General features: G+C 49.7%; 24 protein-coding genes. 8 read left to right on the forward strand and 16 right to left on the reverse strand.

Annotated features, from left to right (window positions below; genetic code table 11):
- Positions 1–3: 3 nt before the first annotated feature.
- Positions 4–1,080 (reverse strand): NCS2 family permease, encoded by a 1,077-nt coding sequence (locus tag EKM73_RS01490; protein WP_125700220.1) that lies wholly within the window; start codon positions 1,078–1,080, stop codon positions 4–6.
- A 283-nt stretch (positions 1,081–1,363) separates the two neighbouring features.
- On the opposite strand from EKM73_RS01490, the gene EKM73_RS01495 reads away from it, so the two are divergent.
- On the forward strand, positions 1,364–1,783 hold the full coding sequence (locus EKM73_RS01495; protein ID WP_125700221.1) for a MerR family transcriptional regulator: 420 nt from the start codon (positions 1,364–1,366) through the stop codon (positions 1,781–1,783).
- A 305-nt stretch (positions 1,784–2,088) separates the two neighbouring features.
- On the opposite strand, the gene EKM73_RS01500 is transcribed toward EKM73_RS01495, so the two are convergent.
- The 3 genes from EKM73_RS01500 to EKM73_RS01510 form a co-directional block, all read right to left on the reverse strand.
- On the reverse strand, positions 2,089–3,276 hold the full coding sequence (locus EKM73_RS01500) for an NADH-dependent flavin oxidoreductase (protein ID WP_125700222.1): 1,188 nt from the start codon (positions 3,274–3,276) through the stop codon (positions 2,089–2,091).
- A complete protein-coding gene (locus tag EKM73_RS01505; RefSeq protein ID WP_125700223.1) occupies positions 3,266–3,574 on the reverse strand; it encodes a hypothetical protein in 309 nt (102 codons plus the stop codon). Before EKM73_RS01505 ends, EKM73_RS01500 begins: the two co-directional genes overlap by 11 nt.
- A gap of 77 nt (positions 3,575–3,651) precedes the next feature.
- Complete coding sequence (locus tag EKM73_RS01510; protein ID WP_125700224.1) at positions 3,652–4,023, reverse strand: winged helix-turn-helix transcriptional regulator; 372 nt, start codon at positions 4,021–4,023, stop codon at positions 3,652–3,654.
- Positions 4,024–4,161: 138 nt separating this feature from the next.
- On the opposite strand from EKM73_RS01510, the gene EKM73_RS01515 reads away from it, so the two are divergent.
- Positions 4,162–5,250 carry a S66 family peptidase gene (locus EKM73_RS01515; RefSeq protein WP_125700225.1) on the forward strand — a complete coding sequence of 363 codons (1,089 nt, stop codon included), beginning with the start codon at positions 4,162–4,164 and terminating at the stop codon, positions 5,248–5,250.
- A 222-nt stretch (positions 5,251–5,472) separates the two neighbouring features.
- On the opposite strand, the gene EKM73_RS01520 is transcribed toward EKM73_RS01515, so the two are convergent.
- Positions 5,473–6,450: a cation diffusion facilitator family transporter gene (locus EKM73_RS01520; protein WP_125700226.1), complete on the reverse strand. Its 978-nt coding sequence runs from the start codon at positions 6,448–6,450 to the stop codon at positions 5,473–5,475.
- Positions 6,451–6,803: 353 nt separating this feature from the next.
- On the opposite strand from EKM73_RS01520, the gene EKM73_RS01525 reads away from it, so the two are divergent.
- Entirely contained in the window at positions 6,804–7,976 is a 1,173-nt protein-coding gene (locus tag EKM73_RS01525) for an iron-containing alcohol dehydrogenase (RefSeq protein WP_125700227.1), read from the forward strand.
- Positions 7,977–8,088: 112 nt separating this feature from the next.
- Here the strand turns inward: EKM73_RS01525 and EKM73_RS01530 are convergent, their stop codons facing one another.
- Entirely contained in the window at positions 8,089–8,715 is a 627-nt protein-coding gene (locus EKM73_RS01530; protein WP_125700228.1) for a GyrI-like domain-containing protein, read from the reverse strand.
- Between the two features lie 198 nt (positions 8,716–8,913).
- Positions 8,914–9,384, reverse strand: coding sequence for a GyrI-like domain-containing protein (locus EKM73_RS01535; RefSeq protein ID WP_125700229.1), 471 nt, complete (start codon positions 9,382–9,384; stop codon positions 8,914–8,916).
- 84 nt (positions 9,385–9,468) lie between these two features.
- Here EKM73_RS01535 and EKM73_RS01540 point away from each other — a divergent pair, with 84 nt between their 5' ends.
- Positions 9,469–10,431 (forward strand): helix-turn-helix transcriptional regulator, encoded by a 963-nt coding sequence (locus tag EKM73_RS01540; RefSeq protein WP_125700230.1) that lies wholly within the window; start codon positions 9,469–9,471, stop codon positions 10,429–10,431.
- Here EKM73_RS01540 and EKM73_RS01545 read toward each other — a convergent pair.
- From EKM73_RS01545 to EKM73_RS01565, 5 genes are all read right to left on the reverse strand, one after another.
- Positions 10,420–11,193 (reverse strand): SDR family oxidoreductase, encoded by a 774-nt coding sequence (locus EKM73_RS01545; protein ID WP_020089884.1) that lies wholly within the window; start codon positions 11,191–11,193, stop codon positions 10,420–10,422. The two genes, EKM73_RS01540 and EKM73_RS01545, sit on opposite strands and share 12 nt — an antisense overlap.
- Before the next feature lie 114 nt (positions 11,194–11,307).
- Positions 11,308–12,684 (reverse strand): sugar porter family MFS transporter, encoded by a 1,377-nt coding sequence (locus tag EKM73_RS01550; protein ID WP_125700231.1) that lies wholly within the window; start codon positions 12,682–12,684, stop codon positions 11,308–11,310.
- Positions 12,685–12,913: 229 nt separating this feature from the next.
- On the reverse strand, positions 12,914–13,585 hold the full coding sequence (locus EKM73_RS01555) for an ABC transporter ATP-binding protein (protein WP_125700232.1): 672 nt from the start codon (positions 13,583–13,585) through the stop codon (positions 12,914–12,916).
- A gap of 3 nt (positions 13,586–13,588) precedes the next feature.
- Positions 13,589–14,650 (reverse strand): ABC transporter permease, encoded by a 1,062-nt coding sequence (locus tag EKM73_RS01560; protein WP_125700233.1) that lies wholly within the window; start codon positions 14,648–14,650, stop codon positions 13,589–13,591.
- The gene (locus EKM73_RS01565) at positions 14,641–15,171 is read right to left on the reverse strand and encodes a TetR/AcrR family transcriptional regulator (RefSeq protein ID WP_125700234.1); all 531 of its coding nucleotides are present in this window, start codon (positions 15,169–15,171) and stop codon (positions 14,641–14,643) included. Before EKM73_RS01565 ends, EKM73_RS01560 begins: the two co-directional genes overlap by 10 nt.
- A gap of 266 nt (positions 15,172–15,437) precedes the next feature.
- Here EKM73_RS01565 and EKM73_RS01570 point away from each other — a divergent pair, with 266 nt between their 5' ends.
- A complete protein-coding gene (locus EKM73_RS01570; RefSeq protein ID WP_125700235.1) occupies positions 15,438–17,276 on the forward strand; it encodes a DUF5776 domain-containing protein in 1,839 nt (612 codons plus the stop codon).
- Between the two features lie 284 nt (positions 17,277–17,560).
- Here the strand turns inward: EKM73_RS01570 and EKM73_RS01575 are convergent, their stop codons facing one another.
- Complete coding sequence (locus EKM73_RS01575) at positions 17,561–18,808, reverse strand: tyrosine-protein phosphatase (RefSeq protein WP_164508815.1); 1,248 nt, start codon at positions 18,806–18,808, stop codon at positions 17,561–17,563.
- A gap of 336 nt (positions 18,809–19,144) precedes the next feature.
- On the opposite strand from EKM73_RS01575, the gene EKM73_RS01580 reads away from it, so the two are divergent.
- Entirely contained in the window at positions 19,145–19,651 is a 507-nt protein-coding gene (locus tag EKM73_RS01580; protein WP_125700237.1) for a DUF2798 domain-containing protein, read from the forward strand.
- A 192-nt stretch (positions 19,652–19,843) separates the two neighbouring features.
- On the opposite strand, the gene EKM73_RS01585 is transcribed toward EKM73_RS01580, so the two are convergent.
- The 3 genes from EKM73_RS01585 to EKM73_RS01595 form a co-directional block, all read right to left on the reverse strand.
- The gene (locus tag EKM73_RS01585; RefSeq protein WP_125700238.1) at positions 19,844–20,110 is read right to left on the reverse strand and encodes a Mor transcription activator family protein; all 267 of its coding nucleotides are present in this window, start codon (positions 20,108–20,110) and stop codon (positions 19,844–19,846) included.
- A gap of 145 nt (positions 20,111–20,255) precedes the next feature.
- Positions 20,256–20,822 carry a nucleotidyltransferase family protein gene (locus tag EKM73_RS01590; RefSeq protein ID WP_125700239.1) on the reverse strand — a complete coding sequence of 189 codons (567 nt, stop codon included), beginning with the start codon at positions 20,820–20,822 and terminating at the stop codon, positions 20,256–20,258.
- Positions 20,823–20,917: 95 nt separating this feature from the next.
- Positions 20,918–21,187, reverse strand: coding sequence for a Mor transcription activator family protein (locus EKM73_RS01595; protein WP_125700240.1), 270 nt, complete (start codon positions 21,185–21,187; stop codon positions 20,918–20,920).
- Between the two features lie 86 nt (positions 21,188–21,273).
- On the opposite strand from EKM73_RS01595, the gene EKM73_RS01600 reads away from it, so the two are divergent.
- Both EKM73_RS01600 and EKM73_RS01605 read left to right on the forward strand, forming a co-directional pair.
- Positions 21,274–22,215 (forward strand): helix-turn-helix transcriptional regulator, encoded by a 942-nt coding sequence (locus EKM73_RS01600; protein WP_125700241.1) that lies wholly within the window; start codon positions 21,274–21,276, stop codon positions 22,213–22,215.
- Positions 22,216–22,336: 121 nt separating this feature from the next.
- Positions 22,337–23,002: an N-acetylmuramoyl-L-alanine amidase gene (locus EKM73_RS01605; protein WP_125700242.1), complete on the forward strand. Its 666-nt coding sequence runs from the start codon at positions 22,337–22,339 to the stop codon at positions 23,000–23,002.
- The last annotated feature ends 155 nt before the right edge of the window (positions 23,003–23,157 follow it).

A 23,157-nucleotide genomic window follows, 5' to 3' on the forward strand; every position in this document is an offset into this window, starting at 1 on the left:
CGCTTAAACCCCCAGTCCCAAAAGTGGCAAACAGAATTTCAGAATTGCTCCGGCCAATAATCCGGCGAAGGGATCGGCCACCGCCGTAATCACCAGCGTAATCGCCGCAATAGTTGCCGTAGGTCCTTGTAGGGCCACACCGGCGTTGACCGGGAAAATAACGACTGTCCCCAGGATAAACAAGAAACCAGCAATCGAAGCGCTCGGCACGTATTTACCCAGCTTGGGCAACCACCCGACGGCCAGAATCGCCGCCATAATCAGCATCATCATGATCCCGGCAACGACTGGCTCAGGCGCGCTGGCCGTTGCCGAGATAATGGCCTCGACCGGGGCCCCACCCAACAGACTGGTCCCCATGTCGGCGATGGATTGTGTAATCGTCAGTAAGTTTAAATCAACCGGATTCGGCTTCTTACCCGTCATCTGACCGGTAATCAGGCCGTAAGAAATATTGGCACCGATGTTCAAACATGCCAGACTCAGCGCTCCACGGACCACGCGCACGTTAACTGTCGGCTTGGTAAAGACAAACCGCCGGGCCGTCACGTGCTCGGGTAGCTCCGCGCGGTAGTGTTGAACAAAGACCGCAGCAAGGCTGGACCCGACTACCGAAACGACGATAGTCCACACCAAATCCTTGGTAATCAGGTAGGTCGCGGCGGCCAACGCCACCGATAGCCACCCAGTCAGACGTTCAGTCTTCGCCATCCCCAGGGCAATTTTGGCCAGCATGATGCCCACCCCGGCCATCATTCCCGCCATGATGCCGTTACCGAGGATGTCGACAATCTTGGTAAGGGTTCCGGTGACCCCGATCAGCAACATCACGATGGACCCGCCCAAGATAATCGAGGTCCGTTCGCGTAAGTCCCGACCCAACTTACCGGTTAGGGCCAGCGACTCTGCCTGAAACGATAATGGTGCGACAGAACTAAAGGCACCGTTGATCGCTGACGCAAAAATAAAAGAAAACATCGTTGGAAAAATTGCAAAACCGAGCGACATCGCCATAATTCCCTGCGGGATGCCGTTTAATACTACCCCGATGGCCGCTAACAAATCGGCTACCCAGTGCATAATCATTTCCTCCCCACTAGAAACGGTTTATTCGTATTTCTTCACCATCATACGGTATATACCGATTTAAGTCTACATTTATTTTCATTTTTACGAATAATAAATATAAAAGTCGTTATTAAATTCGTATATAGTTAAAACTCACGACTACTTGTCGCACGATCGGTCACGCCCCACAACCACTCTCAGGCCTAAATACTTGCGATTATCGCCACTTTCCCGTATGCTAATGAACAATTGCTTCGAGTAACTCGAAGGTCAATCTCGTCGGGAGGAATTCAAAATGTCTTATACCATTCACGAAGTCGCCGAAAAAATGGGAATCTCCACTTACAGCATCCGTTACTACCATGAACATGGCATGTTGCCATTTGTCCAGCGTGACGCCAATAACAACCGGGTATTTGAGGACAGTGACCTCGAATGGCTCAACATCATCGTTTGCTTACGGGCAACTGGGATGTCAGTCGAACGGATCAAGCATTACCTCGACCTCGCACAAGACGGCGATGACACCGTCCCAGAACGCTACGAGATGATGAAGGAACAGCAAGCCCGAACCTTGCAAGAGATTCAAGATCTTCAACAGCATCTCGCCACGATTAACTTCAAGGTTGACCATTATGCCCAATTAATGGAGAATCATGAACCCGATAGTTTCCTGCCATCGAACTTACAACAGAGAACTGCGGTTAACCAATAAGCGTGTCATCCTAGGCTTGAAGTCAATTCAAGCCTTTTTTCTTGGCAAACCAAGATCAGTGCCGAACGCTATCAAATCGAATCGGCAAGGCACCTGTTCTTACGCTAACAGTACCAGTAAAATTCGGAAAATTAACAGTCAACCAGCCTAACCATCACGTAGACTGGCAACCATCCATCGACCATTAAAAGCGGTTTGGAACAAGTTAATATAGCGACTAACTCCTAAAAAAAGGGTGCTGAGACGATTGGTCTCGGCACCCTTCTGTCATAGTTTAGCTAGTTGCGACGAACGCCGCCAACTCTTTACATCTTCTTTTCAAACCCTTCCATCGGTGCCGCCTGATTCTGATAATCGGCTGCGACCTCGGGATCCGTGGTAAAGTGCATCACGGAATAGAAGGCCCCGTTCAGGTAGTCCTGCATGGCACGTGGAATCTTCAACTCATCCATTTCGGACGGAGAAAGTTGGTAGCGAATGCTGGCTTCATCCCCATCCACAACTTTTTCCACCCACTGGGGCTCGCGAATCATTTCACGTCCCATGGCAACTAGGTCGGTGCCCATGGCCAGAACGGCATCGGCATCCGCTGGTGTTTCCACGGAACCCACCCCGATCAATGGCTTACGGCCAGCCAATTGTGCCACTAGCTTTGCAATAATTGGCTCGTGATCGGACTTGTCGTTCAGCGACGTCCGTTGGGCAGAGCCCATCGACGTATGAACGTAATCCACTGCGGAATCTCCCAGCATATCCACGAAAGCCAAGGTATCGGCTAAGCGGATACCGGGCGTTTCGATCTCTTCTGGTGAAATCCGGTAACCCAGCAGGAATGGCTGATCTGCGTACTGGTCAATGGCGGCATGTGCACTGGCGATGACGGCCTTGGCAAACGCCATCCGGTCATCGCGGTCGCCGCCCCACTTGTCGGTCCGCTGGTTGGAATTAGGAGAGAAGAACTGTTGCAGCAAATAGGTGTTGGCGCCGTGGAGTTCGACCCCGTCAAAACCAGCAGTAATCGCCCGGCGCGTGGCCTCACCAAAGGCCGTGATGATGTCATCAATCTCATCGGCAGTCAGCTCCCGTGGCGTCTGAGAATCGGCTGGATAAGCGGCCTTAATCGCACTGGCACTGACGGGCTGGTTGCCCCGCAGAATCTGGTCGTTAGACTTACGCCCAGCGTGAAAAATCTGAAGCACGGCCTTGGTCCCATTACGCTTCATGGCGTGGGCCAGTTCGCTCAGCCCAGCGATATCGCTGTCATTAGCAATCGATAGCTCGCCTTCAAAGCCCTTGCCACTTGCAATCACGTTGGCCACTTCGCCAATGATCATGCCCAGACCACCGGAACGAGCGCCATAAAAGGCAATTTCATCGTTTGTCACGTGGCCGTCATAGAAACTGGACATCGTGGTCGTTGGTGACATGACCATCCGATTCTCCAGTGTGATGCCGTTCTTAAAGGTATAGGGTGCCATAAACTTATGTGTCATTAGATTTTCCACCTTTCTGAGTTGCGTTACAGGTTTGAATTGCGTTTAAAATGGGCCGGAGCGTTTCCCCCGCGGTGGTCAACGACCAGCACCATTGTTTCATGTGAAACATCACGAGTTGGTGGCGCTGGAGCCGCAGTAGGCCACGCCAACACCGCCAATGCTGCCAAATCGGAATCTGACGGGACAACATCCCCGGCGATTGGGGCGCTTCGGCCAGGAGCAACAGAACCTGCCACTGCATGGGCTGGGTCACGATTGCCCGCGTGGCTTCGAGGCCACGAATTGTGGGTTCCATGGAACCACCTCCTCAACATCACCTAGCATAAAGGCTCGCTGGCCATAAAAAAAGAAGGCACTTTGAAGTGCCTCCCACTAATTCTGTAATAATTTAGCAAATCCATCATGGTCATTTTGAATTTCCATATCCGGCACCTGACTGGCCCGTTGCTCGCCCCACAGCGACATCTGCACCAGAATTTGGCCCAGCGAGCGACCCAAGTCTGTCAACTCGTAGACCACCTTGAAAGGTGCCCGGTCGCCGTATACCAACCGTTTGATGATGCCATCGTCTTCAAGTTCCCGCAGCTGTTGCGTCAGAACCTTTTGCGAAATGGCCGGTAACTTTTGGCGGAGATCACACGTCCGTTGTGGTCGATTGCCCAAATGGCAGAGAAGTTGGGGCTTCCATTTGCCACTAATAACGCCCAAAGTGGCTTCAACACCATTGTTATATGACTTTTTCACGTGATGACCTCCCGGTGTTTTTTCCTATTCTACCGCGTTAGGCGCCTTTTGGGGAGTAGGCACCTTTTGGTAACCATGGAAATTCCCCTCTAAAAGGCGTAGAATAACGATAATTTTATTCGTATAGGAGGTCTGTTCATGCTTAAACCTTATCCGTTAACCGTTGGCGATAACGTCGCCATCGTCAGTCTTTCCAGTGGTGTTCTAGGTGAGGACTTCGCCGCCCACGAGCTCACTCGCGGCCAACAACGCCTGCAAGAATTGGGCCTCACATCTGTCACCATGCCCAACGCGCTCAAGGGACTCGACTATCTTGAGGCGCACCCAGAAGCCCGTGCGGCCGACCTGAAGACGGCCTTCACCGATCCCCAAATCAAGGGCATCATCTGTGCCATTGGCGGGATTGATACCTACCGTCTGGCTCCCTACTTATTGGACGACCCGGAATTTATTGCGGCCGTTCAGGCGCATCCCAAATTATTCACGGGCTTTTCCGACACCACAGTCGACCATTTGATGTTGTATCGATTAGGCCTTACAACTTATTATGGCCCGAATCTGTTGAATGACTTGGCCGAACTTGGCCCAGACTTGCTGCCTTATACGCGGCAGACGTTAACCCATTATTTTCAAAACCCAGCCACCACGGCAATTACCAGTAGTCCCGTTTGGTACGAGGAACGCACGGACTTTTCTCCAGCCGCACTGGACACGCCACGGCGTAGCCATCCCGAGACTCGTGGCTACGAAGTCCTTCGCGGAACGGGCCGCGTCACGGGTCGCCTCCTGGGTGGCTGTATCGACAGTCTCAACAGCCTGCTGACGGACACCCGCTACCCTGACGAACCCAAGATTGCTCAGAAATATGACTTGTTACCGGCACCGGAGACGTGGCGTGACAAGATTCTTTTCCTAGAAACCAGCGAAGAGCAGCCGACACCGGCCGCCTACCAAACGATGCTACAGAATCTCAAACATGCTGGTATCCTCGGTAACGTCCGCGCCATCATCACCGGCAAACCGCAGAACGAGCGCTACTACTACGACTATTGTCAGGCACTATTGACCACGACTAGCGACCTAAACACACCCATCATGACCAACTTTAACTTTGGCCACGCCTATCCTCGAACCGCCTTGCCCTATGGTCTGTCGGCGGAATTGGACTGCACGGCAAAGACGTTAACGGTGACGGAGCCGTTCTTTGCGGGAGCTGTTACAAAATAAGCAGTTGCTGACCATATTATCCCACACTATTATTTGCCTTAATTATTAATAATTAAATATTGATTATTAGCTTGCAACTAACCAGATATTAATTACTAGTCACAACCATTACTTAGAACATCCAAATAAGTCTAAAAAGAACCCTAGCATACAACGTCTTCAAAATAGTCTCAAAAAAGGGCACTCAGTCAAATTGACCGAGTGCCTTTCCTCATATACGATCTAACTTGCCGGTACCGCCATCACGTCGGTATCCACAATCCCAAACTGCAAGCGCATTGCTGCCTCAATTTCTTCCCCTAAACGATAGCTCTCCTGAACTTCCATGTGGGGGTCAACCGCAATCACCAGCTCCAACGTCACCACGTTCCCATTGTAGTGGGCTTTCAGCTCTGTGACGCGTTCGACTTCTGGGAAATTCTCTGCCGTTTGGCGAAACTGATCCTCCACTTTCGGATCAAAGTAGTCCGCCAAATTCAGACTGCTCTCGCGGAAGATTTTAACCCCCGCCGCGAGCAGAAAGAACCCGACCAAGATACTGGCCACGCCATCCAGCCAACTCAGCTTGAAAAATAGCGCGCCACCGATAGCCACCATCGTGCCCAGACTGGTTACGGCGTCGCTCAGACTATCTTGGGCAGCGGCCGTCAACGCGGCATTCTGAAGCTTTCGACCCGCTCGCCGGTTCAGCCACCAGACCCCCAGCATGATAACCGTTGCAATCCCAGCCCCGACCAACGTGATTGCCCGAGGGATCTCCTGCGTATCCGGATGCATCAGGCTCTTGATTCCGGAAAAAATAACGCTGGCGGCAATGACGATCATTACCAGCCCCGTAATCAGGGTGAAGACGGTCTCGTAGTGAAACCGTGTCAGTTGCAAGCGCTGACCGCTGTTCTCAAAATCTTCGGGTAATGGCTGGCCCATCAGGTCATCGTCGTGAATATCCCGGGCAATGTAGAGCCCGACCATCAGAAGGACGGACGCAATGATCCCCGATAAATTATTAAATGCATCCGCTCGCAACGTCTGCGAGTGACCAACGATGGCAAGGTAAAATTCAATCACTGAAATTGCTAGGTAGGCCCCAACGTTTAACACCAAATGTCGCTGGGCACCCTTTAGCTTCGCCAGCTCGGTCTGTTGCCGAGCCTGCCACACGGCCTGCTCACTGCGGCGGTGCGCATCCATATCCTTCATACCCATTCCTTCTCACATGCTAAGATACTTTCATTATAACCATATTGATGAAAGAAACGTGTACCTAGAGAATTTGTTTTGCCAAATTACCCACTAATTGGGCGTCATTGTTGTGTTGACTAGTCAACTTGTTAGCTTTTTCATTATTTCAAAAATCCAATTTTATACCAAAAATTCATTTTTCTTAGCATCTACTACATCCCCTTCACATCAGCATTTCATCCGGTTGCACGCTCCCCAAAATTCACAAATTGAACGAAACCTATTGCAAACTGTAATCACCTAAGTTATAATTACTTTGTGAAATTGGTACTAAGGATTTTCAAAACTTCTGAAAGAGGGAAAATTGAATTATGGCTGAACGTAGTTATGACTTTCTTATGCCCAGTGTCAACTTTTTTGGCCCTGGCGTAATTAGCAAGATTGGTGAACGTGCAAAGATGTTAGGGATGAAGAAGCCCGTCATCGTGACTGGGAAGATTCTCGAAAGCATGGAAAATGGTGCCGTTCAACAAACCATTGCTTCTCTTGAAGCGGCTGGTGTGGACTACGTGATTTACGATAACGTTGAACCCAACCCAAAGATCCGGAATATCAAAGAAGTTAAGAAACTTTATGAAGAAGCTGAAGCCGACTCCATCATCACCATTGGTGGGGGATCCGCTCACGATACTGGTAAGGGTGCTGGTGACATTTTGACCAACGGCGATGACATTACCAAGTTAGCCGGGATCGAAACGCTCGACCACGCCTTACCACCACTGATTGCCGTTAACACGACTGCCGGGACTGGTTCCGAATTGACCCGTCACGCCGTTATCACTAACGAAAAAACCCACTTGAAGTTCGTTGTCGTTTCATGGCGGAACATTCCATTAGTTTCCTTCAACGACCCTACTTTGATGCTCGACATTCCTAAGAACTTGACTGCCGCAACTGGGATGGATGCCTTCGTCCAAGCCATCGAACCATACGTGTCCGTTGACCACAACCCAATCACCGACTCACAATGTATCGAAGCCATCAAGTTAATTGAAGGTTCCTTACGTGAATCCGTTGCTAACGGTCACAACTTGGATGCTCGGACCAAGATGGTCGAAGCTGAAATGTTAGCCGGGATGGCCTTCAACAACGCCAACTTAGGTTACGTTCACGCCATGGCTCACCAACTCGGTGGCCAATATGACGCCCCACATGGTGTCTGCTGTGCATTGCTTCTCCCTTACGTTGAACAATACAATATCATCGCTTGCCCAGAACGTTTCGCCCAATTAGCTGAAATCATGGGTGAAGACACTACTGGTTTGTCAACACGTGACGCCGCTGAATTATCCATCAAGGCCATGAAGCAAATGTCACAAGACGTTGGTATCCCAACTTCCATCAAGGAAATCGGTGCTAAGCCAGAAGACTTCGAACTGATGGCTGAAAACGCCTTGAAAGACGGGAACGCCTTCTCTAACCCTCGTAAGGGTACCAAGGAAGACATCATCAAGATCTTCCAAGCTGCTTACGACGCTGAATAAAGAATAAGCATTGATTGTGGGAAGCCGCCACTTCCTGCAGTCAGTTAAAAATATTAGTTAACACTACGAAAAGAGCCATCTCACTGAGATGGCCCTTTTTGATGTCACTAAATTATTGTGGCGCGACCCGATACCGGAGCACCGTCTTTGCCTTCTCTAGTGCCGTCCGACGAGCATCAGTCAGGTAGATTTCGCGATGCCAGTAGTCGCCCATCGTGGGAACCACCTTGAGTTTCTGGTCAACCAACACCTCCTGGAGTTGCACGAACGTAGCCGGTTCATCGTCAAACGGCCCGTGATGAATCGTCTGGAGGACCTGGCCCTCTTCATATGTCTCCCATTTCAGCGCTGACAACCAGGGGTTCTGCTTCTTCGCCTGAACCCGGGCCAAGCTCGCCTGAAAGTCGGTTGCCGTCAGCCGATCCGGTTGCCGGAGCATGATCTTATAGCGTAGCGCAGCCTTGTTCAGGTCAGTTCCACGGGACCCATCGTCGGTCGTCCAGACACCTTCCAATGGATATACGGTGTACTCGTAGGGGTCTCCTAGATCACCGCGTTTCAAGGCCATCCGCAAATCGTAAGCCACGGGATAGAGCGCGCCAACCTGCTCGCTGAACTGCGGTTGGTTGGGATCACCGGTCCCCGCCAACGTGATAAAGTTTAACTTAGGTAACGTCAATAACGTCGGCTTCTTAGGGAGATACCAGTCTTTCTCGGCCTTTCGCCATTCATGTTTCACGTGAAACAACCTCCTTCGCTAAAAAGAGCTTGGGATAAAATCCCAGGCCCTAGCGTTGTTCAATTTTATATCGCCGAAACGTGGACAAAAAGGCAGTCGGTTCCGCTTAAAACTGATAACCAAACAATCCAAGCCCAGGATTATTCAGTTATCAGCCTTAATGCTCACCGGCTAACCGCCTTTTGGCCCACTCTCACATCACTTTTCAACCAACGGTACGAGCATCTCGCCGTGGACGCCGTCAGCGTCAGAGCCCGTCATGTAAGACGTGTTGGGGCCACCAACGTAGGCGTAATCGGTCAGTTGCGGCAGAATTTCACCGAAGGCAGGTCCTTCCAGGGCATTGTACAGGCCCATCTGGTCCGCCGCCGCGCCCTTGATTACCAAATACTTGCCAGCTGGGAATGCAATCAGGCGTTGGCCATCCGCAACCGGCGTGTCAGCCGTAACTTCGCGGCCAGCGTAGTAACAGAACTTACCATTGACGGCTTCATTGACGGCAAAGGGATAGTCGTTCACCCCAGTCAAACTGTCGAGGGCGTGATTGGCATTGATCTTCTGCCAAAAGTCCGTCTTCTGTTGACCCATTTCTGGAAAACCACCAGTAAGAACCGTGCCAATCCCTAATACCGTGAATGCTGATTTCGTTTCAATTGTATAATTTGCCATGTTGTTGTGGCCTCCTTAAGATGATAGACTCAGTATACGGTCTAATAGTTTCAAAAACTGACACTGTTAGGAGAAAAACTACTCATGCATAAAACTGATCGTATCAATACCATGATGCGCTACATCAATAACCGCCAATACTTTACGATTCGAGAACTGATGACGCAATTTAATGTTTCGCGCAGTACCGTCATCCGCGATCTCAATACCATCCAGGAATTGGGTATGCCGCTGACAGCAAGTGTCGGGCGAGACGGCGGCTACGCGGTCTTACAGAACCAATTACTCCCGGCCGTCCAGTTCAACAGCGAGGAGCTCAAGGCCCTGTTTGTCAGCTTTCTGGCGACCCTCAACACCCAGCTACCCTACCTGCAGAACCGCAATACCCTAACGGAAAAACTGGTGGCGATTGCTTCGCAGACCCAGCAGGACGACCTGCTCACGCTGCAGGAACTGCTGGTCTTTGACCATACCAATCCCCGCAATCCCAAGTTGACCGAGTTGACCGATTACGCGCCGGCCCTGTTAAAGCCCCTGCTGAATGCCTGTCTGACAACGCGACAACTCGTCCTGACCACCGCGACCGCCACCCAGACCGTCTGGATTCGTCATGTCTTCAGTCGCCAGGCCAACTGGTACGTAGATGCCTGGGATCTGACTAGTCACCGCTTGGTTCAAATTGCCATCGACCAGCTGACGGCAGTGGCGCCCGTCGCCCAGGAGAAAATCCTCCAACCTGCAGCCATCGAGGCCGCCATCAAACGAGCTCAGCCACGACCCAACGTGAAACTAAAATTAAATGCCGATGCCATTCAACAGTGGCACAATCATCCCCACCCAACCGCGGCACTGCAGTATCAGGACGCCTTTCAACAGACGGCGATTCTGGAATGCACACTGGATTCGACCGATCAGCAACAACTCACTGATTTTAGCCGGTGGTACCTATACTTAGGCGCCGGTGCTCGTATAGTCCAAGCCCCGACGCCTTTAATAACTATTTTAAAACAAGCCGCACAGCGTTTACTCGCACAATTACCGCAGTAAGTACCCGCCATCGACTGGTACCATGACTCCAGTCACGTAGTCTGAAGCGTGACTGGCCAAGAAAATCATGGGACCCATCAGGTCGGCTGGGACACCCCAGTCGCCGCTTGGAATATGGGCGGCAATTTCTGGGCCCCGAACGGGATCTTCTTGCAGTGCCTTCGTCATGTCGGTACTAATATAACCAGGGGCTAACCCGTTCACTTGAACGTTATCTTTGGCTAAGGCGTCGGCATACGCCCGCGTCAAGCCTAAGACGGCGTGCTTGCTGGCGGTGTAAGGGAAGATATACTTCCCAGCCCGGTAAGACAGCATGGAACCGATGTTGATGATCTTCCCGTGCTTCTGCTTGGTCAAGACCTTGGCAGCGGCGTGAGACAGGTAATAGGTGGCATTCAGGTTAATATCGATGACCTTCTGCCAATCCTCATCCTTGTAGTCGAGCACATCGTTTCTGATGATGACCCCGGCATTGTTGACCAGAATATCAAAGTGGTCAAATTCCTTCAAGGTAGCGGCGATGATCTGGTCGGCCGCGCCCGGTGCGGTCACGTCTTGCTGGAAGAAGCCCACGCGCTGACCGTTCTTCTCAACGACCTGGCGGATCTCATCCCAACCATTCTGCGTGCGGCTTACAACCATCACGTCGGCCCCATACAGGGACAATGCCGTGGTGTAGAACTTACCGAGTCCCCGGGCACCACCAGTAACAATGGCAACCTGACCCTTTAATGAAAAACTATCACGATTAAAATCTGACATGCAATTCACTCCTTAGTAATGCGCTTTCATTTTTAATTTTATCACCGTTTCCTGAAAACAGGAAAGGATTGGTCAGACCTTTCGTCTGTCACCAATCCTTTCTTTGAAATTAGATTAATTTTCTGACTTTTGCTTATCTTGGTGCCGCAATTCCATTTCGATTTCTTCCAGTGACTTGCCCCGCGTTTCGGGAACCAGGTAGTGGACGAAGAACATGGAGAGGACGGCAAAGACAGCGAAGACGGCAAATGGTCCCCCCACGTTGTTGTGGAAGTAGGCCAGCATGACCAGGAAGAATTGTGACACTAAGAAGTTTCCGATCCAGTTAGCCGCTGACCCAATGGATGACCCAATCCCCCGAACGCTCAACGGGAAGATTTCACCAATCGTTACCCAGGCGATAGGGCCCCAGGAAATGGCGAACCCGAAGATGTAAACGGCGATGAGAATCATAGTTGGGATAGCCGTCGTGTGAATATCCATGGTGAAGTTCATCACGGCTAAGATTCCCAGTGAGACCGCCATGACGATCGACCCGAACATCAGGAACGTCCGCCGGTTGAATTTATCCATAATGAAGGTGGCGAGGACCGTCACAACAAAGTTCACGATCCCAATCCCTACGGAAATCCAGATGGCACTGCCTTCCGCAAAACCGAAGCCCTTGATAAAGACTTGCGGAAGGAAGTAAATAACGGAGTTGATCCCAACTAATTGCTGCAGCAGCATGATGCCGACCGCCACAATAACGGCGGGCCGGGCGACCGTAAAGAGTTCCTTCAGACCACCCTTGGGCTGATTGGCAACAACCTTAATTTCTTCCAATTCGGCCGAGGGGTCATCCGTCGTATTCTTCCGCAACATTTTTAAGACGCTGAGCGCTTGGTCATTCTTACCTTGTTCGGCCAAGAACCGTGGCGATTCTGGTAAGAGCAAGCCCCCAATTAACAGTAGCGCCGCTGGAATCAATGCGGACCCCAGCATCCACCGCCAATCTCGGATACCCAACAAGTTGTGGTCGAGGAAGCCCAGGTTAGAAACGTAGGCCAACAGAATTCCCAAGGTAATCATCAGCTGGAACAACGTCCCCAATGATCCCCGCCGCTCTGCGGGTGCCAATTCGGCCAGGTAGGCTGGCGTCAACGCTGACGCCGATCCAACAGCCAGCCCCAAGATGATTCGGGCAACGACCATTGACCAGAAGCCAATGGCAACCATCGATAGCGATGACCCGAGTAAGAAGAGGATTGCCGCCAGAATCAGCAGGCGTTTCCGCCCATACCGATCAGCCAGTGGCCCAACACCCAACGCCCCGACTGACGAACCAATCAGGACGGAAGACGTAATGAATCCCGTCTGAGCGATGTTCAAGCTAAAGTTATTTTCAATCAGTGGTGACGCTCCAGAAATAATCCCCGTATCAAATCCAAACAATAATCCACCAAGTGCGCCGAAAGTAAAAATAAAGAAGGTACTTAAGTGTCGATTCATCTTATTGTCATCCTCCACTGTTCCTTAGAATTCCGATCAGGCTGTTTATGTAACCGCTTCCATAAAACATTTTACCCGTTCTTAGGGTGAGGTGCAATTGTCTAGACCATCATTTCTATATAAACTAGCAGATTAGCCATTAAAAGCACCGATAGATCCCACAATATAAGGATTTATCGATGCTAAATTTTCAAGTCATGTTCTTTTATATAATGTCTCCACACAGTACCTAAGCCACCGTCATCTTCCCATCCATAATCGCGTAGGTCTTATCCGCAAACTCCTTGAGACGCAGGTCGTGGGTAACCACGACGATAGCTTTGTTGTGTTCCTTCGCGAGGTCGTGGAGAAGCTGACCCACCACCTTGACTCGTTCGCTATCCAATGCCGCCGTAGGTTCGTCGGCGAGGATGATGTCGGGATTCTGGTAGAGGGCCCGGGCGATGGCGACGCGCTGTGTTTGTCCACCGGAAAGCTCGGCCGGATACTGGTTGATCAACTGACTAATCCCCAACTTTTCCAAGAGATGGCGGAGGTCGGTTGCGCTCAGGTTACCCTTTGACTTGACCCGGTCGACCAGCGCGAACTGGTCCTTCACCGTCAGATAGGGCACCAGGTTGTAGGCCTGTAAAATAAACCCGATGTGGTTGAGCCGCAACGCATCCCGTGCCTTGCCCGAAAGCTGAGCGAGACCGTTGCCTTGGACCACGACATCCCCGTCAGTCGGCGTCTGAATCCCACCGGCAATCGTCAGGAAGGTACTCTTCCCCGACCCGGACGGTCCAATCACCAGACTGACCTCGCCAGCGGCCGCCGTAAAGTTAACGTCCGTGAGCACCGTAACTTCATTAGTATTATGGCCAAACGTTTTGGTCACATGCTTTACTTCAAGAACTGACATGGTCTAACCTCCCATAACGCTGACGGGGTCAACGTTTAAAATGACTTTGACGGGGATCAAGGCACCGATGACCCCAGTCAATAAGATTCCCCCGGTGACGCCCGCCAAAAGTGGCACGTTAAAACTCATCGGCACTCCCGCCGGCAACGCCAGTACGGTCGCCAACGTCAGTGTCGCCCCAATCGCCAGGCCACCGATAACGAGGACCAACGCCTGACTCACGGTCGTGGTGACCAACACCTTGGCGGGAATTCCCTGGGCACGCAGGACCGCGTAGTTTGGCAACTTTTGCATGGTTAAAATGTACAGGAAAACGGCAATCACGACCATGGCAATAATCATCAGAAAACCAATCATGAAGGTAAAAGTCGTATTCTGGGCTGAATAACCGGGTAATTTGTTAATGAATTTACCCATCGTCAGCGTACTCAGGCCACTGGTCTTGGTCTTGAAACTATCACGGTTGGTGATGATGCCACTCGCCTGAAAGTCTGAAGTCACGTGACTTAGTGTCCGCCACGTCCCGAGCGTCCCGTAGATGACTGGGGCCACGCTGAGCTTGGCATTGTGTGTAAATCCAACGATCTTATACTGCGTGTCAGTCGAGTTCAGCGTGACCTTATCGCCCAGTCGATAGCCATTATCCTTAAAGCTATCGTCGACCATAATCTGGTGATTGGTTGTGGGCTTATGGCCGGCCGTCACTTTGACCCGTTTATAAATAAACTGACTCTGATTGATGCCCAGAAATTGGGCGGATAACTTTGCCTGACCCTTGGCCTTCGCCACTACCCCCGCCTGGCCGATGTAGGCTTCGTGGGCGGTCAGCTTGACCTTATCCGCCGTCTGCTTGGTGATCAGCGACTGCGACAGGCTATCATTGGCGTCCGAATTCAGAACGACCTTGCTGGCATTCCAGGACGAAATGGCCTGGGTATTCTGCTGGGCGAGGCCGTATGCCAGCTCGCTCAGGACAAACACAAGGTAACTGACCAGCACGATCATGCCGATAATCAGGCCGTACCGCAACTTCTCGTGGCGAATCTCCTTTAAAGCTAGAAACATGGTCTGTCCTCCTTTGGCTGAAGCAAGGCTAACGTGGTCCGCAAACGTTCGCGAACGGTGGCCTCGCTATCAGGATCTAATAGAATTTCTTTGATAGCCGCGTGACTCAACACCATGGCGGCCCAGGCAATAGCAGGCAGCCGCGGTGAGACGGGCGCGCTAGGGAGTAGGCTTTCATTCTCCGCATAGTGGCGACGAATGAAGGCGTAGTACTGGCTGTCGTTGATCTGATCGACGAAGTCCACGACCCCCTGATAGATGCGGTCGGCGTCAAACGTGGTCCGTTCATCCCCACCGGCATCGCGGTGAATCTCGTGTAACGCCACGTGATAAAGGTATTGGTAAGCATCCGTCAAGTTATCGAAGTACTTGTAAAAGGCACCGCGGGCAATATCGGCGCTCGCCACGATCCGCGCCACTTGGGCATCGGCTAGGCTGTGTGCGGAGAACTCAGTGAGTAACGCCGCGGTCACGCGGTCTCGTTTAGCTATTGGTAAATGATCAAAGGTCGTTGAAGGCACTAGAAAAACTCCTCTCTTTTTTACGAAAGTGACATCGTGTCACTGATAGGCAGTTTAGCATGACGATGACACGGTGTCAACTTTGATGCAAAATAGTTTGCTGCTTTACTTTCAGGATGTCAGCAAATGCTTATGCAGCAAAATAATCATCCCACGAACTTAACACTGGACATTACCAATTAGTAAGCGTTATTTCAACCCATTAAACGAATTGGGTGGTAAGCTAACCGTAAACAAGCAGATATAAAAGGATAGGAGTGATTTGAATGTCGCATATAACTCGAAAATTATTACTCGCTGGCCTTTCCCTGGTTCTCTTCGGTGGCACAATTAGTCCGGTACTAGTTCAGGCAGATAGCGCCGAAACACCTAGCGTAACAGCTAACAGTAGTCGGACAGAACCCATTAAGATTAGTTCTGAACAAATGCCGTATATCAACTACGTAAATGGTAAAGAAGTACAACAACACTACTTGTTCTCCGGCTTACACGATTCTTACACGTCCGATGAGATTCTTGGTAAAGATAATGGCGCTGCCTGGGGGACAAATTTCCTTGCATCTATTGCCCCCTCTATAGGAGGGGCCGACTCAGCAAAAATGGCCGAGAGCTTCATTAAAAATATGGTCAGTGATGGTGGTACCTTCGTTGGCAAATCACTGGAAGAACCCTTAAGCGAATTCATTTTCGGTTCTACTTCTACCTCTGTTCTCGATGCGTCAAAAGCACAGTTATATTACGAGCTCTGGTTCATTAAAGAAGGCGCTGCGTATCAATTAGATAAAAATTCATTTAACCTCGAAGAAGCAAAAGAAGATTACGTACAAAATGTGTCACCTAAGATTATATCTGACTTCGGTATCGATGTATTTAAAGACACGTTTGACAGCCGAGCCAACTTTGAAAAATTTGTAATTCCCACAGCGGAATCCTTCTGCCAAATACTTTACATAAACTATAATGATCCAGACTTTGTCAAAGAGTTCTCTCAACTAAATCCAGAAGCAACCGCCAACAATTCCTATAAGTTGTGGACAACCACGTATCTAAAAGACTACCTAACACCACAACTTGACGCTAACGGCAACGTTCTATCCTATTCTGCAGATGGTCTGCTAGTTGCTAGTCAGGTGATAGCTAATGGACCTGGCGACCTCATCTTTGGAAATGAAAGCCCTTCAACACCAGCACCTTCTTCTCCAGCACCTACCAGCCAGCCCGTCACCGTCCACTACGTCGATGACCAAGGTAACGCGCTGAAACCTGATAAATCCTTAACGGGTTCCCTAGGTGGCACTTACAAGGCTGAACCACTCACCATCACTGGCTATACACTTGCCAAGACGGCCGGAACGGAATCGGGAACGTTCGGTGACACCGCACAAACCGTCACCTACACTTATACAAAGAACGCCGTCAAAGCAACCGTTCTGTCCGCAACCAAGAAGATTGGCCTCTACAGTTCTCCTGACTTTAGCAGTAAGACACTCAAGCAGTGGTACGCCAAAAAGTCCCGGCTGAACCGGCCCATGTTTGAAGTGATCGGCACCGCTACTTCCAAGACCGGTGTCAAACGCTACCAGGTCAAAGACGTTAATTCTGAAAGTGACACCTTCGGACAAACTGGCTACATCACGGCCAATACTGATTACATGACCTCTGCCTACGACACACCGACCGACAAACAGATTACGGTAATTGGTCCCGAGGGCGTTAATGCTTATAGCCAGAAAGATCTCACGCATCAAAAGGCCCACTACCAGCAGGGCCAAGTCCTGACGATTAAAAAAGTTGTGACTCAAAATATGACGACTCGTTTCTTACTTACTAATGGCACTTACATCACCGCCAACAAGCAGCTTGTCACCACTGGTAAGCAGACGATGCCCAAACGCGTTCAAGCCAAAACAGCGTTGAACCGTTATGGTACAGCTAACCTGACCAAGCGCAATCATCACTATACCAAGAAAGCTCACGCCACCTTTAAGGTTACAGGTTGGGCCTACTCAAATGCCAATGACTTTAGTAAGGGCGATACCTTACGTTACAAGGTTGCCGGCGGGTACATTACGGCAAATAAACATCTCGTTCGCGCGATCGACTAGCGACCAATTCAAAAGTCACCTTATCCGAGACAATGGATAAGGTGACTTTTGACGTTATTTTAGCCGAAATCGACTGTTTCAAAATTCGCTAGTTCTCTGTCGCCAGCTTTTCCGGCTCCCCAATTAGCAAGTGGCCCAGGTCACCAGTAAACCCAGGGCCACGTTGCAATCGAACCACCTAAAAAGCAGTTAAACATGAACCGGTCTCAATTATTAATTTCACATATAGAAATGACTTGTTAAAAAAAACGTTGCCCCCATTTCTGGAGCAACATTTTTTCCGCTTACTTCGTCACATAGCTCTTCAAAATCCAAGCTGTATGACCGCTATGATCCCTCACCTGATAGTACGTCTTCATTTTCCCTTTGATTTTGACCTTCTCAGACTTTAGCAGCCGCCACTTCTTGTGTGAATGCTTTGCCGTATAACCATGCGCATGTTTGAGATGAGCATCTTTAAACCACTTTTTGTGAGCTTTTAAATGGTAAACATACTTGGTATGTAGCTTTTTGGTTTTGACGATTTTAACCTTAGTTGCTTTTTTCTTAGGCTTAACACCTTTATCCGCCGCCCCATTTTCTACCGGCTGTGGTTCTGGTGTTGGTTTAGGATCAGGTGTGGGCTGGCTAGGGACAACCGGCGTTGGATTTGGTCGACTAGGCACATATGGTGCTGGATATGGCGTTTCTTTACCATCAGTTGAGACTAAGTACTTAGCCCGTAACCGCGCCTGAGTTGCTGGTGAAATTTCCAAACTCGTGGTGATGTAGTTCTGCAAAGAACCGTAATTTTTCTCAACATCATAATAATACTTGGATATCCAGTCAATCTTCACGGTTCGACCCGTGTATTGCGACAACATGAAGTCATTCACAATGGTCTGCTTATCCATACCTAAAATGGTCATAATGAGTACGGTGGCAATTCCAGTACGATCTTTCCCGGAAGAACAGTGATAAAGCGTCGCCCCATTAGTAGTTGCTAGCATTTTTAAGAACTGCCGATAACCGGTAACTGCTGGGTAGCCAAAATCCAATCGCTGATTATAGAAATCACCATCCCCGCCACCATCGCTGAATGCGTGCGGACCCAAAATGGAAATGTAAGTTTCACTTGCGCCAGGAATATTTTTATCTGGCTTATCTGCCACCTGCCCCGGCGTTCGAAAATCTACAATTGATTTTACGCGATACTTATCAGTTAAGGTCTTAATATCGTCCGTATCTAGCGTACTAAGATTATCGGATCGTAATAACTGATAGGGTTTAATCTGCCACTTCCCATCGGCCGTCTGGTAGCCACCCAAGTCCCTGGTGTTTTGGGTATTGTGCATCGCGACCAAGGTCTTCTTCAAATCCTCTTGCTTAGAACCATCAACCAATAGACTTGTTTTGGTAGCCTTAGCAACTGTTTGCTTCGCCGTCGACGCTACTGCTGCAGTAGTCGCTGCTGAGGCAGTTGGCCCGCTTACGCCTGCCAATGCTAGCAAAACACCAAATAGTCCCAATGACTTAATCAATTTATGCTTCAAATTGTTTCCCTCCCACTCTCTCATTTCCAAACATCATTTACAGGGATTAGGATATCAGGCGCACATATTATTTATGCAAAGTTAATGTATATTCTTTGTAAAGCAACATTCTTATAATGACTTTATCGTCTAATTATTATCGCAATCAGACTACGCAATACCTACTTCCCGCCGAGGCACGTCACCTAGCCTACCAACGCAACTTTACTGCCCCAACAGACATGGATTCCCATGAAGTAAGCGTTCTTTTCATTTATTTTCAAAATAATCCTTACGAAATGAAAATATCTATGGTACGCTAGCATCTCGTGGGAAATTCAAACGAGGAGCAACACAATGCCTAAAAACTTTAAAGAAGAACTTTTATTTACTGCCGTGATGGCCGGACTGATGGTCTTGGTCATGGCTGGCTACAACATCGCCTTAGCTGACGGTTTCTCTCATCACTTCATCCGTGAAGTCTTGACGGGTTACCCGTTGGCGCTCATGGTCGCCGCAATCTGCGACTTGGGGATCATCGGTCCCACCGTTAAGAGCATCTTTTTCAAATTTATCTTAAATGATTACATGAAGAAAAAGCAGATTCGAATTGCACTGACCATCTCATGCATGATGGTCGTGGGTATGGTTACGCTGATGTCACTATTTGGGATGATCGTGACGCAAAACTTTGGCGGTAACTTCTTCCTTACCTACCTGCACACTTGGATCTTCAACGTGTTCATGGCCCTACCACTCCAATTAATCGTGGTCGGTCCCATCGCGCGGGCAATCCTGGGTGCTGTTCAGAAGCGAACGGCTCCCGCTACCGAAAACTTAGAACCAGAATCAGTCGAAGATTAACCTAACTAAACGTCACCGCTACCAATCAGTAGTGGTGACGTTTTTCAATTTTATGGTCGTTGTCCCCACGACAACGACCAACGGACGGCCATCGCTGATGATGACCGTCCGTTTTTTAATTGTTGGGTCGGCACTTCCCCTCTAAAAAAGCGCTCGGTCAAGCCCAAGCGCTCTCACATTCACCAATCAATTTTACTTTTCCTCTTGTTCCCGATTCTTCTGAATAATCTGCCGAATCCAGCGCTGCGAGTACTCATACTCCCGGGTCAATTGCGCCAAGTTATGCCCATCGTATTCCTCGACAATCTGTTCAGCCACCTTATCACGGTTATAGAGCCGCATCGGAAATGAAATTTGCCGGCCACGATACATGTCATAAATCTTTGCCGTTAAGTCTTCACCCAATAACTCGTATAACTGGGCGTATGATTCCTGCAACAAATCCACCCGCATTGCCATTACCAATTCCTCCTCATAGTACAGTTGTTTGCCATCAATAGCGTATCAAAGGGTTAAGGCGTGGGAAAATGCGGATTACCTTGGACTGTCCGTGCACACTACCTTGTATTGTGCCCGACAAAATTACAGGAATAATAGCATCCGGTTATTTTTCCGTAATCACTAGTTTAGGCCAACGCTGCTGCCACTGCTTCGTCGCCATACGCTGACGAAATATTTTCAGATGGCGGTCATCCTGTTGATAGAACGAGATTGGCCGACAGTGCAACTGCAATAGATCCGTCACGCCATGGGGGGCAATCAACTTGACCTCATCATGCGCATCGAGATAGGCGCCCACACAGGTCGGCACCTCCACAAAGTGGCCGATGGCATCCGCCACCGACGTAAAGTCCGGTGCATCCGCAAAATTATAGTGCGCCATGTAAACCTCGTTCTTCACCTGCCATTGGAACTGGGGGGCACGTGCCGTTAGCGCCGCATAAATTTTCAAGTCATCGCTTGCCGGCCGTTCCGGGTCAAAATAGACCACGTCGATGTCGCTGGTCAAGACCACCGGTTGATCACTCAACACTTGCCAAACTGTGTTGCGAATGCTGCCAGCAGCCAGGGCACCTTGCTTGAGATGACAATCCCGAATCAATTTAAGAATCAGCATCAGCTCCGGTGTTGTCCGAATAATCTCTAGAACACGTTCTTCTTCAGTCGCCATTTGTCATCACTCCTATTAGAGTTGATTATACGCGACTGCCCACCTATCCGCTGCATTTTCCCAATTGCCTGCCATTACCCCTCACCAATTTCTGTCTAAGACTTTTCTTCTCGTTTCTTGACTTTCGCCAATATGCGACGAACACTCCGCTCGGCATAATTATGGTGCCGCGCCAACTGCATGACACTACTCCCCCTGCAGTATTCCTGATACATGAGGTCTGCTTCCCGGCGTGGATCCAAGAGCCGCTGCGGAAAGTTCACCTGCATCCCTTGGAAATAATGATAGAGTTTTAGCGTTGCTGACTGCCCAATCACCTGCGAAAGCTCGCGGTATAGGGCCTGCCAATTCTGTGGATCATCCATATTGATTCCCCCATTGCTAACTGATTGGCCTCAGTTTACACTGGTAGGTAGAACGTATACGTCTATCTACGAAAAGAGGAACCGCTATGAATGCCGCCTACCGTCAACTCTATATCTTTCAATCCCTTTTAACGGGGCACGTTGCCATCAAAGCCGAGCTCGCCAGTCGCTTCAACGTCACGCCCCGGGTGATCCAGCGTGATTTCAGCCAGTTGCGTGACTTCCTAACAGCCGAGAACCTTGACTATCAGTTAACCTACTCGCGTCACCTAAAGGGCTACCGGCTACAGGGAACGCAATCTGCAGTTACTAAACAATCAATTTTATTATTAATAAAAGTATTATTAGCGAGTCGTTCCTTGGCCACTGATGAAATGCACCAAACTGTCACCAATTTACTCAGTCTGACCACGGCCGAGGATCAACATGAAATTCAACCAATTATTAAAAATGAATCGTTCTATTATCAACCATTAAAACATCAACAGCCGTTGCTGGACCGCCTATGGCAATTCAGCCAATTCATCACGCAGAAACAACCCGTGACCATCATCTATCAGAAACAGCACCGCGAAGTCGTGACGCGCACGATTCTGCCGGAGGCCGTTATCTTTTCTGAATATTACTTCTACGTCGTCGCCTATAACGCCAAATACAGAAGTAACCTCTTCTATCGGCTCGATCGGATTCGCCACTACCAAACCAGTAGTCAGGCCATCACACGCACCCGGGCCGAGCGCTTTGAAGATGGCGAGCTACGACAACTCATCCACTACATGACCCCGGGCAAGAAAATCACGCTCCGCTTTAAGTTCTGGGGAATTGTGGAGGCCGCGCTTGACCGTTTTCCAACGGCCAAAGTCACCGTCCGTCACTCAGATTACGTCGTCATTGAGGCGACCGTCTTCGACCTCGGTGCCAAGATGTGGCTACTTAGCCAAGGCAGTAATGTCGAGGCCATTGCACCACTTGATTTCGTCACCGAGATGAAAACTACCCTCGCAGAGATGGCGGCACGCTACCACTAATCTTATTTTCACCGTGTTTCTCTCGCAATACCTTATTTTTTTGTAAACGACACTACCTTATTTCGTGCCTTTGGCGTATGATTAAAGGCGTTAACAAGAATACATAAGGAGTCGATCAGGAATGAAACATAACTGGAAAATGGGCCTCGTTGCCGGCATCATGCTACTCTTACCACTAGCACTTGCCACCACGACGGTCACCACTGCCAATGCCGCTAGTCAGACGACCACGTCTAAAACGGCCAAGAAACACTACTTAATCGTCATGGGCCACGGCGCCGGCGATCCCGGTGCCCGTGGTAACGGGACGACGGAAGCGACCTTCTTGCGGAAACACATGTTGCCACAATTACGAAAGTACGCGAAGGAAGTCAAGGGCAGTACGATTACCTTCTATAATCCTAAGAAGAACTTAGTCAGCGATACCCTGTACCACCACAAGGGGTCTTACAAGCTCAACAAAAAGACTACGGTCATCATGTTCCACTTGGATGCCCCCGCTGGTCACGGTGGCCACGTGATCATTCACAAGAAGCACCCCACGAAGCGTGACAGACGCTTAGCTAAGGTCATTAAGAAATATGTCGGTTTGAACCGAGCTTACAACGGCTTCAGTTACCGGACGAACCTACGCAACTGCAACGTCTTACGCCATCGTGGTATCGACTACAGCTTGGTCGAATCTGGCTTCATCACCAACAAGAATGATGTTAAGCATCTCAAGAAGCATATGGCTAAGATTGCCAAAGCTGATATCGAAGCCATTACCAACGAAAAAATTAAGTAACGCGTTTAGCACGCCTCCAAGGAGCTAATCGTTAAAGTCCAAGACGCAACTGTCTTGGACTTTTTTTACGTCACAATAATACGTCTAAACACCACAACACTAGCTACAATCTGCTCTCGTCCGGCGTCACTAGTGAAATTGTTAATGGTTAACTT

Origin of the sequence: Levilactobacillus fuyuanensis, from assembly GCF_003946395.1 — a bacterium.
Taxonomy (GTDB): Bacteria; Bacillota; Bacilli; order Lactobacillales; family Lactobacillaceae; genus Levilactobacillus; species Levilactobacillus fuyuanensis.

Coding starts and splice junctions, on each gene's coding strand:
- EKM73_RS01515 (WP_125700225.1), top strand. CDS start 4,162: ATGCTTAAACCTTATCCGTTAACCGTTGGCGATAACGTCGCCATCGTC.
- EKM73_RS01595 (WP_125700240.1), bottom strand. CDS start 21,187: ATGGATGATCCACAGAATTGGCAGGCCCTATACCGCGAGCTTTCGCAG.
- EKM73_RS01490 (WP_125700220.1), bottom strand. CDS start 1,080: ATGCACTGGGTAGCCGATTTGTTAGCGGCCATCGGGGTAGTATTAAAC.
- EKM73_RS01500 (WP_125700222.1), bottom strand. CDS start 3,276: ATGACACATAAGTTTATGGCACCCTATACCTTTAAGAACGGCATCACA.
- EKM73_RS01570 (WP_125700235.1), top strand. CDS start 15,438: ATGTCGCATATAACTCGAAAATTATTACTCGCTGGCCTTTCCCTGGTT.
- EKM73_RS01535 (WP_125700229.1), bottom strand. CDS start 9,384: ATGGCAAATTATACAATTGAAACGAAATCAGCATTCACGGTATTAGGG.
- EKM73_RS01520 (WP_125700226.1), bottom strand. CDS start 6,450: ATGAAGGATATGGATGCGCACCGCCGCAGTGAGCAGGCCGTGTGGCAG.
- EKM73_RS01550 (WP_125700231.1), bottom strand. CDS start 12,684: ATGAATCGACACTTAAGTACCTTCTTTATTTTTACTTTCGGCGCACTT.
- EKM73_RS01505 (WP_125700223.1), bottom strand. CDS start 3,574: ATGGAACCCACAATTCGTGGCCTCGAAGCCACGCGGGCAATCGTGACC.
- EKM73_RS01580 (WP_125700237.1), top strand. CDS start 19,145: ATGCCTAAAAACTTTAAAGAAGAACTTTTATTTACTGCCGTGATGGCC.
- EKM73_RS01600 (WP_125700241.1), top strand. CDS start 21,274: ATGAATGCCGCCTACCGTCAACTCTATATCTTTCAATCCCTTTTAACG.
- EKM73_RS01560 (WP_125700233.1), bottom strand. CDS start 14,650: ATGTTTCTAGCTTTAAAGGAGATTCGCCACGAGAAGTTGCGGTACGGC.
- EKM73_RS01555 (WP_125700232.1), bottom strand. CDS start 13,585: ATGTCAGTTCTTGAAGTAAAGCATGTGACCAAAACGTTTGGCCATAAT.
- EKM73_RS01545 (WP_020089884.1), bottom strand. CDS start 11,193: ATGTCAGATTTTAATCGTGATAGTTTTTCATTAAAGGGTCAGGTTGCC.
- EKM73_RS01525 (WP_125700227.1), top strand. CDS start 6,804: ATGGCTGAACGTAGTTATGACTTTCTTATGCCCAGTGTCAACTTTTTT.
- EKM73_RS01585 (WP_125700238.1), bottom strand. CDS start 20,110: ATGGCAATGCGGGTGGATTTGTTGCAGGAATCATACGCCCAGTTATAC.
- EKM73_RS01605 (WP_125700242.1), top strand. CDS start 22,337: ATGAAACATAACTGGAAAATGGGCCTCGTTGCCGGCATCATGCTACTC.
- EKM73_RS01540 (WP_125700230.1), top strand. CDS start 9,469: ATGCATAAAACTGATCGTATCAATACCATGATGCGCTACATCAATAAC.
- EKM73_RS01590 (WP_125700239.1), bottom strand. CDS start 20,822: ATGGCGACTGAAGAAGAACGTGTTCTAGAGATTATTCGGACAACACCG.
- EKM73_RS01495 (WP_125700221.1), top strand. CDS start 1,364: ATGTCTTATACCATTCACGAAGTCGCCGAAAAAATGGGAATCTCCACT.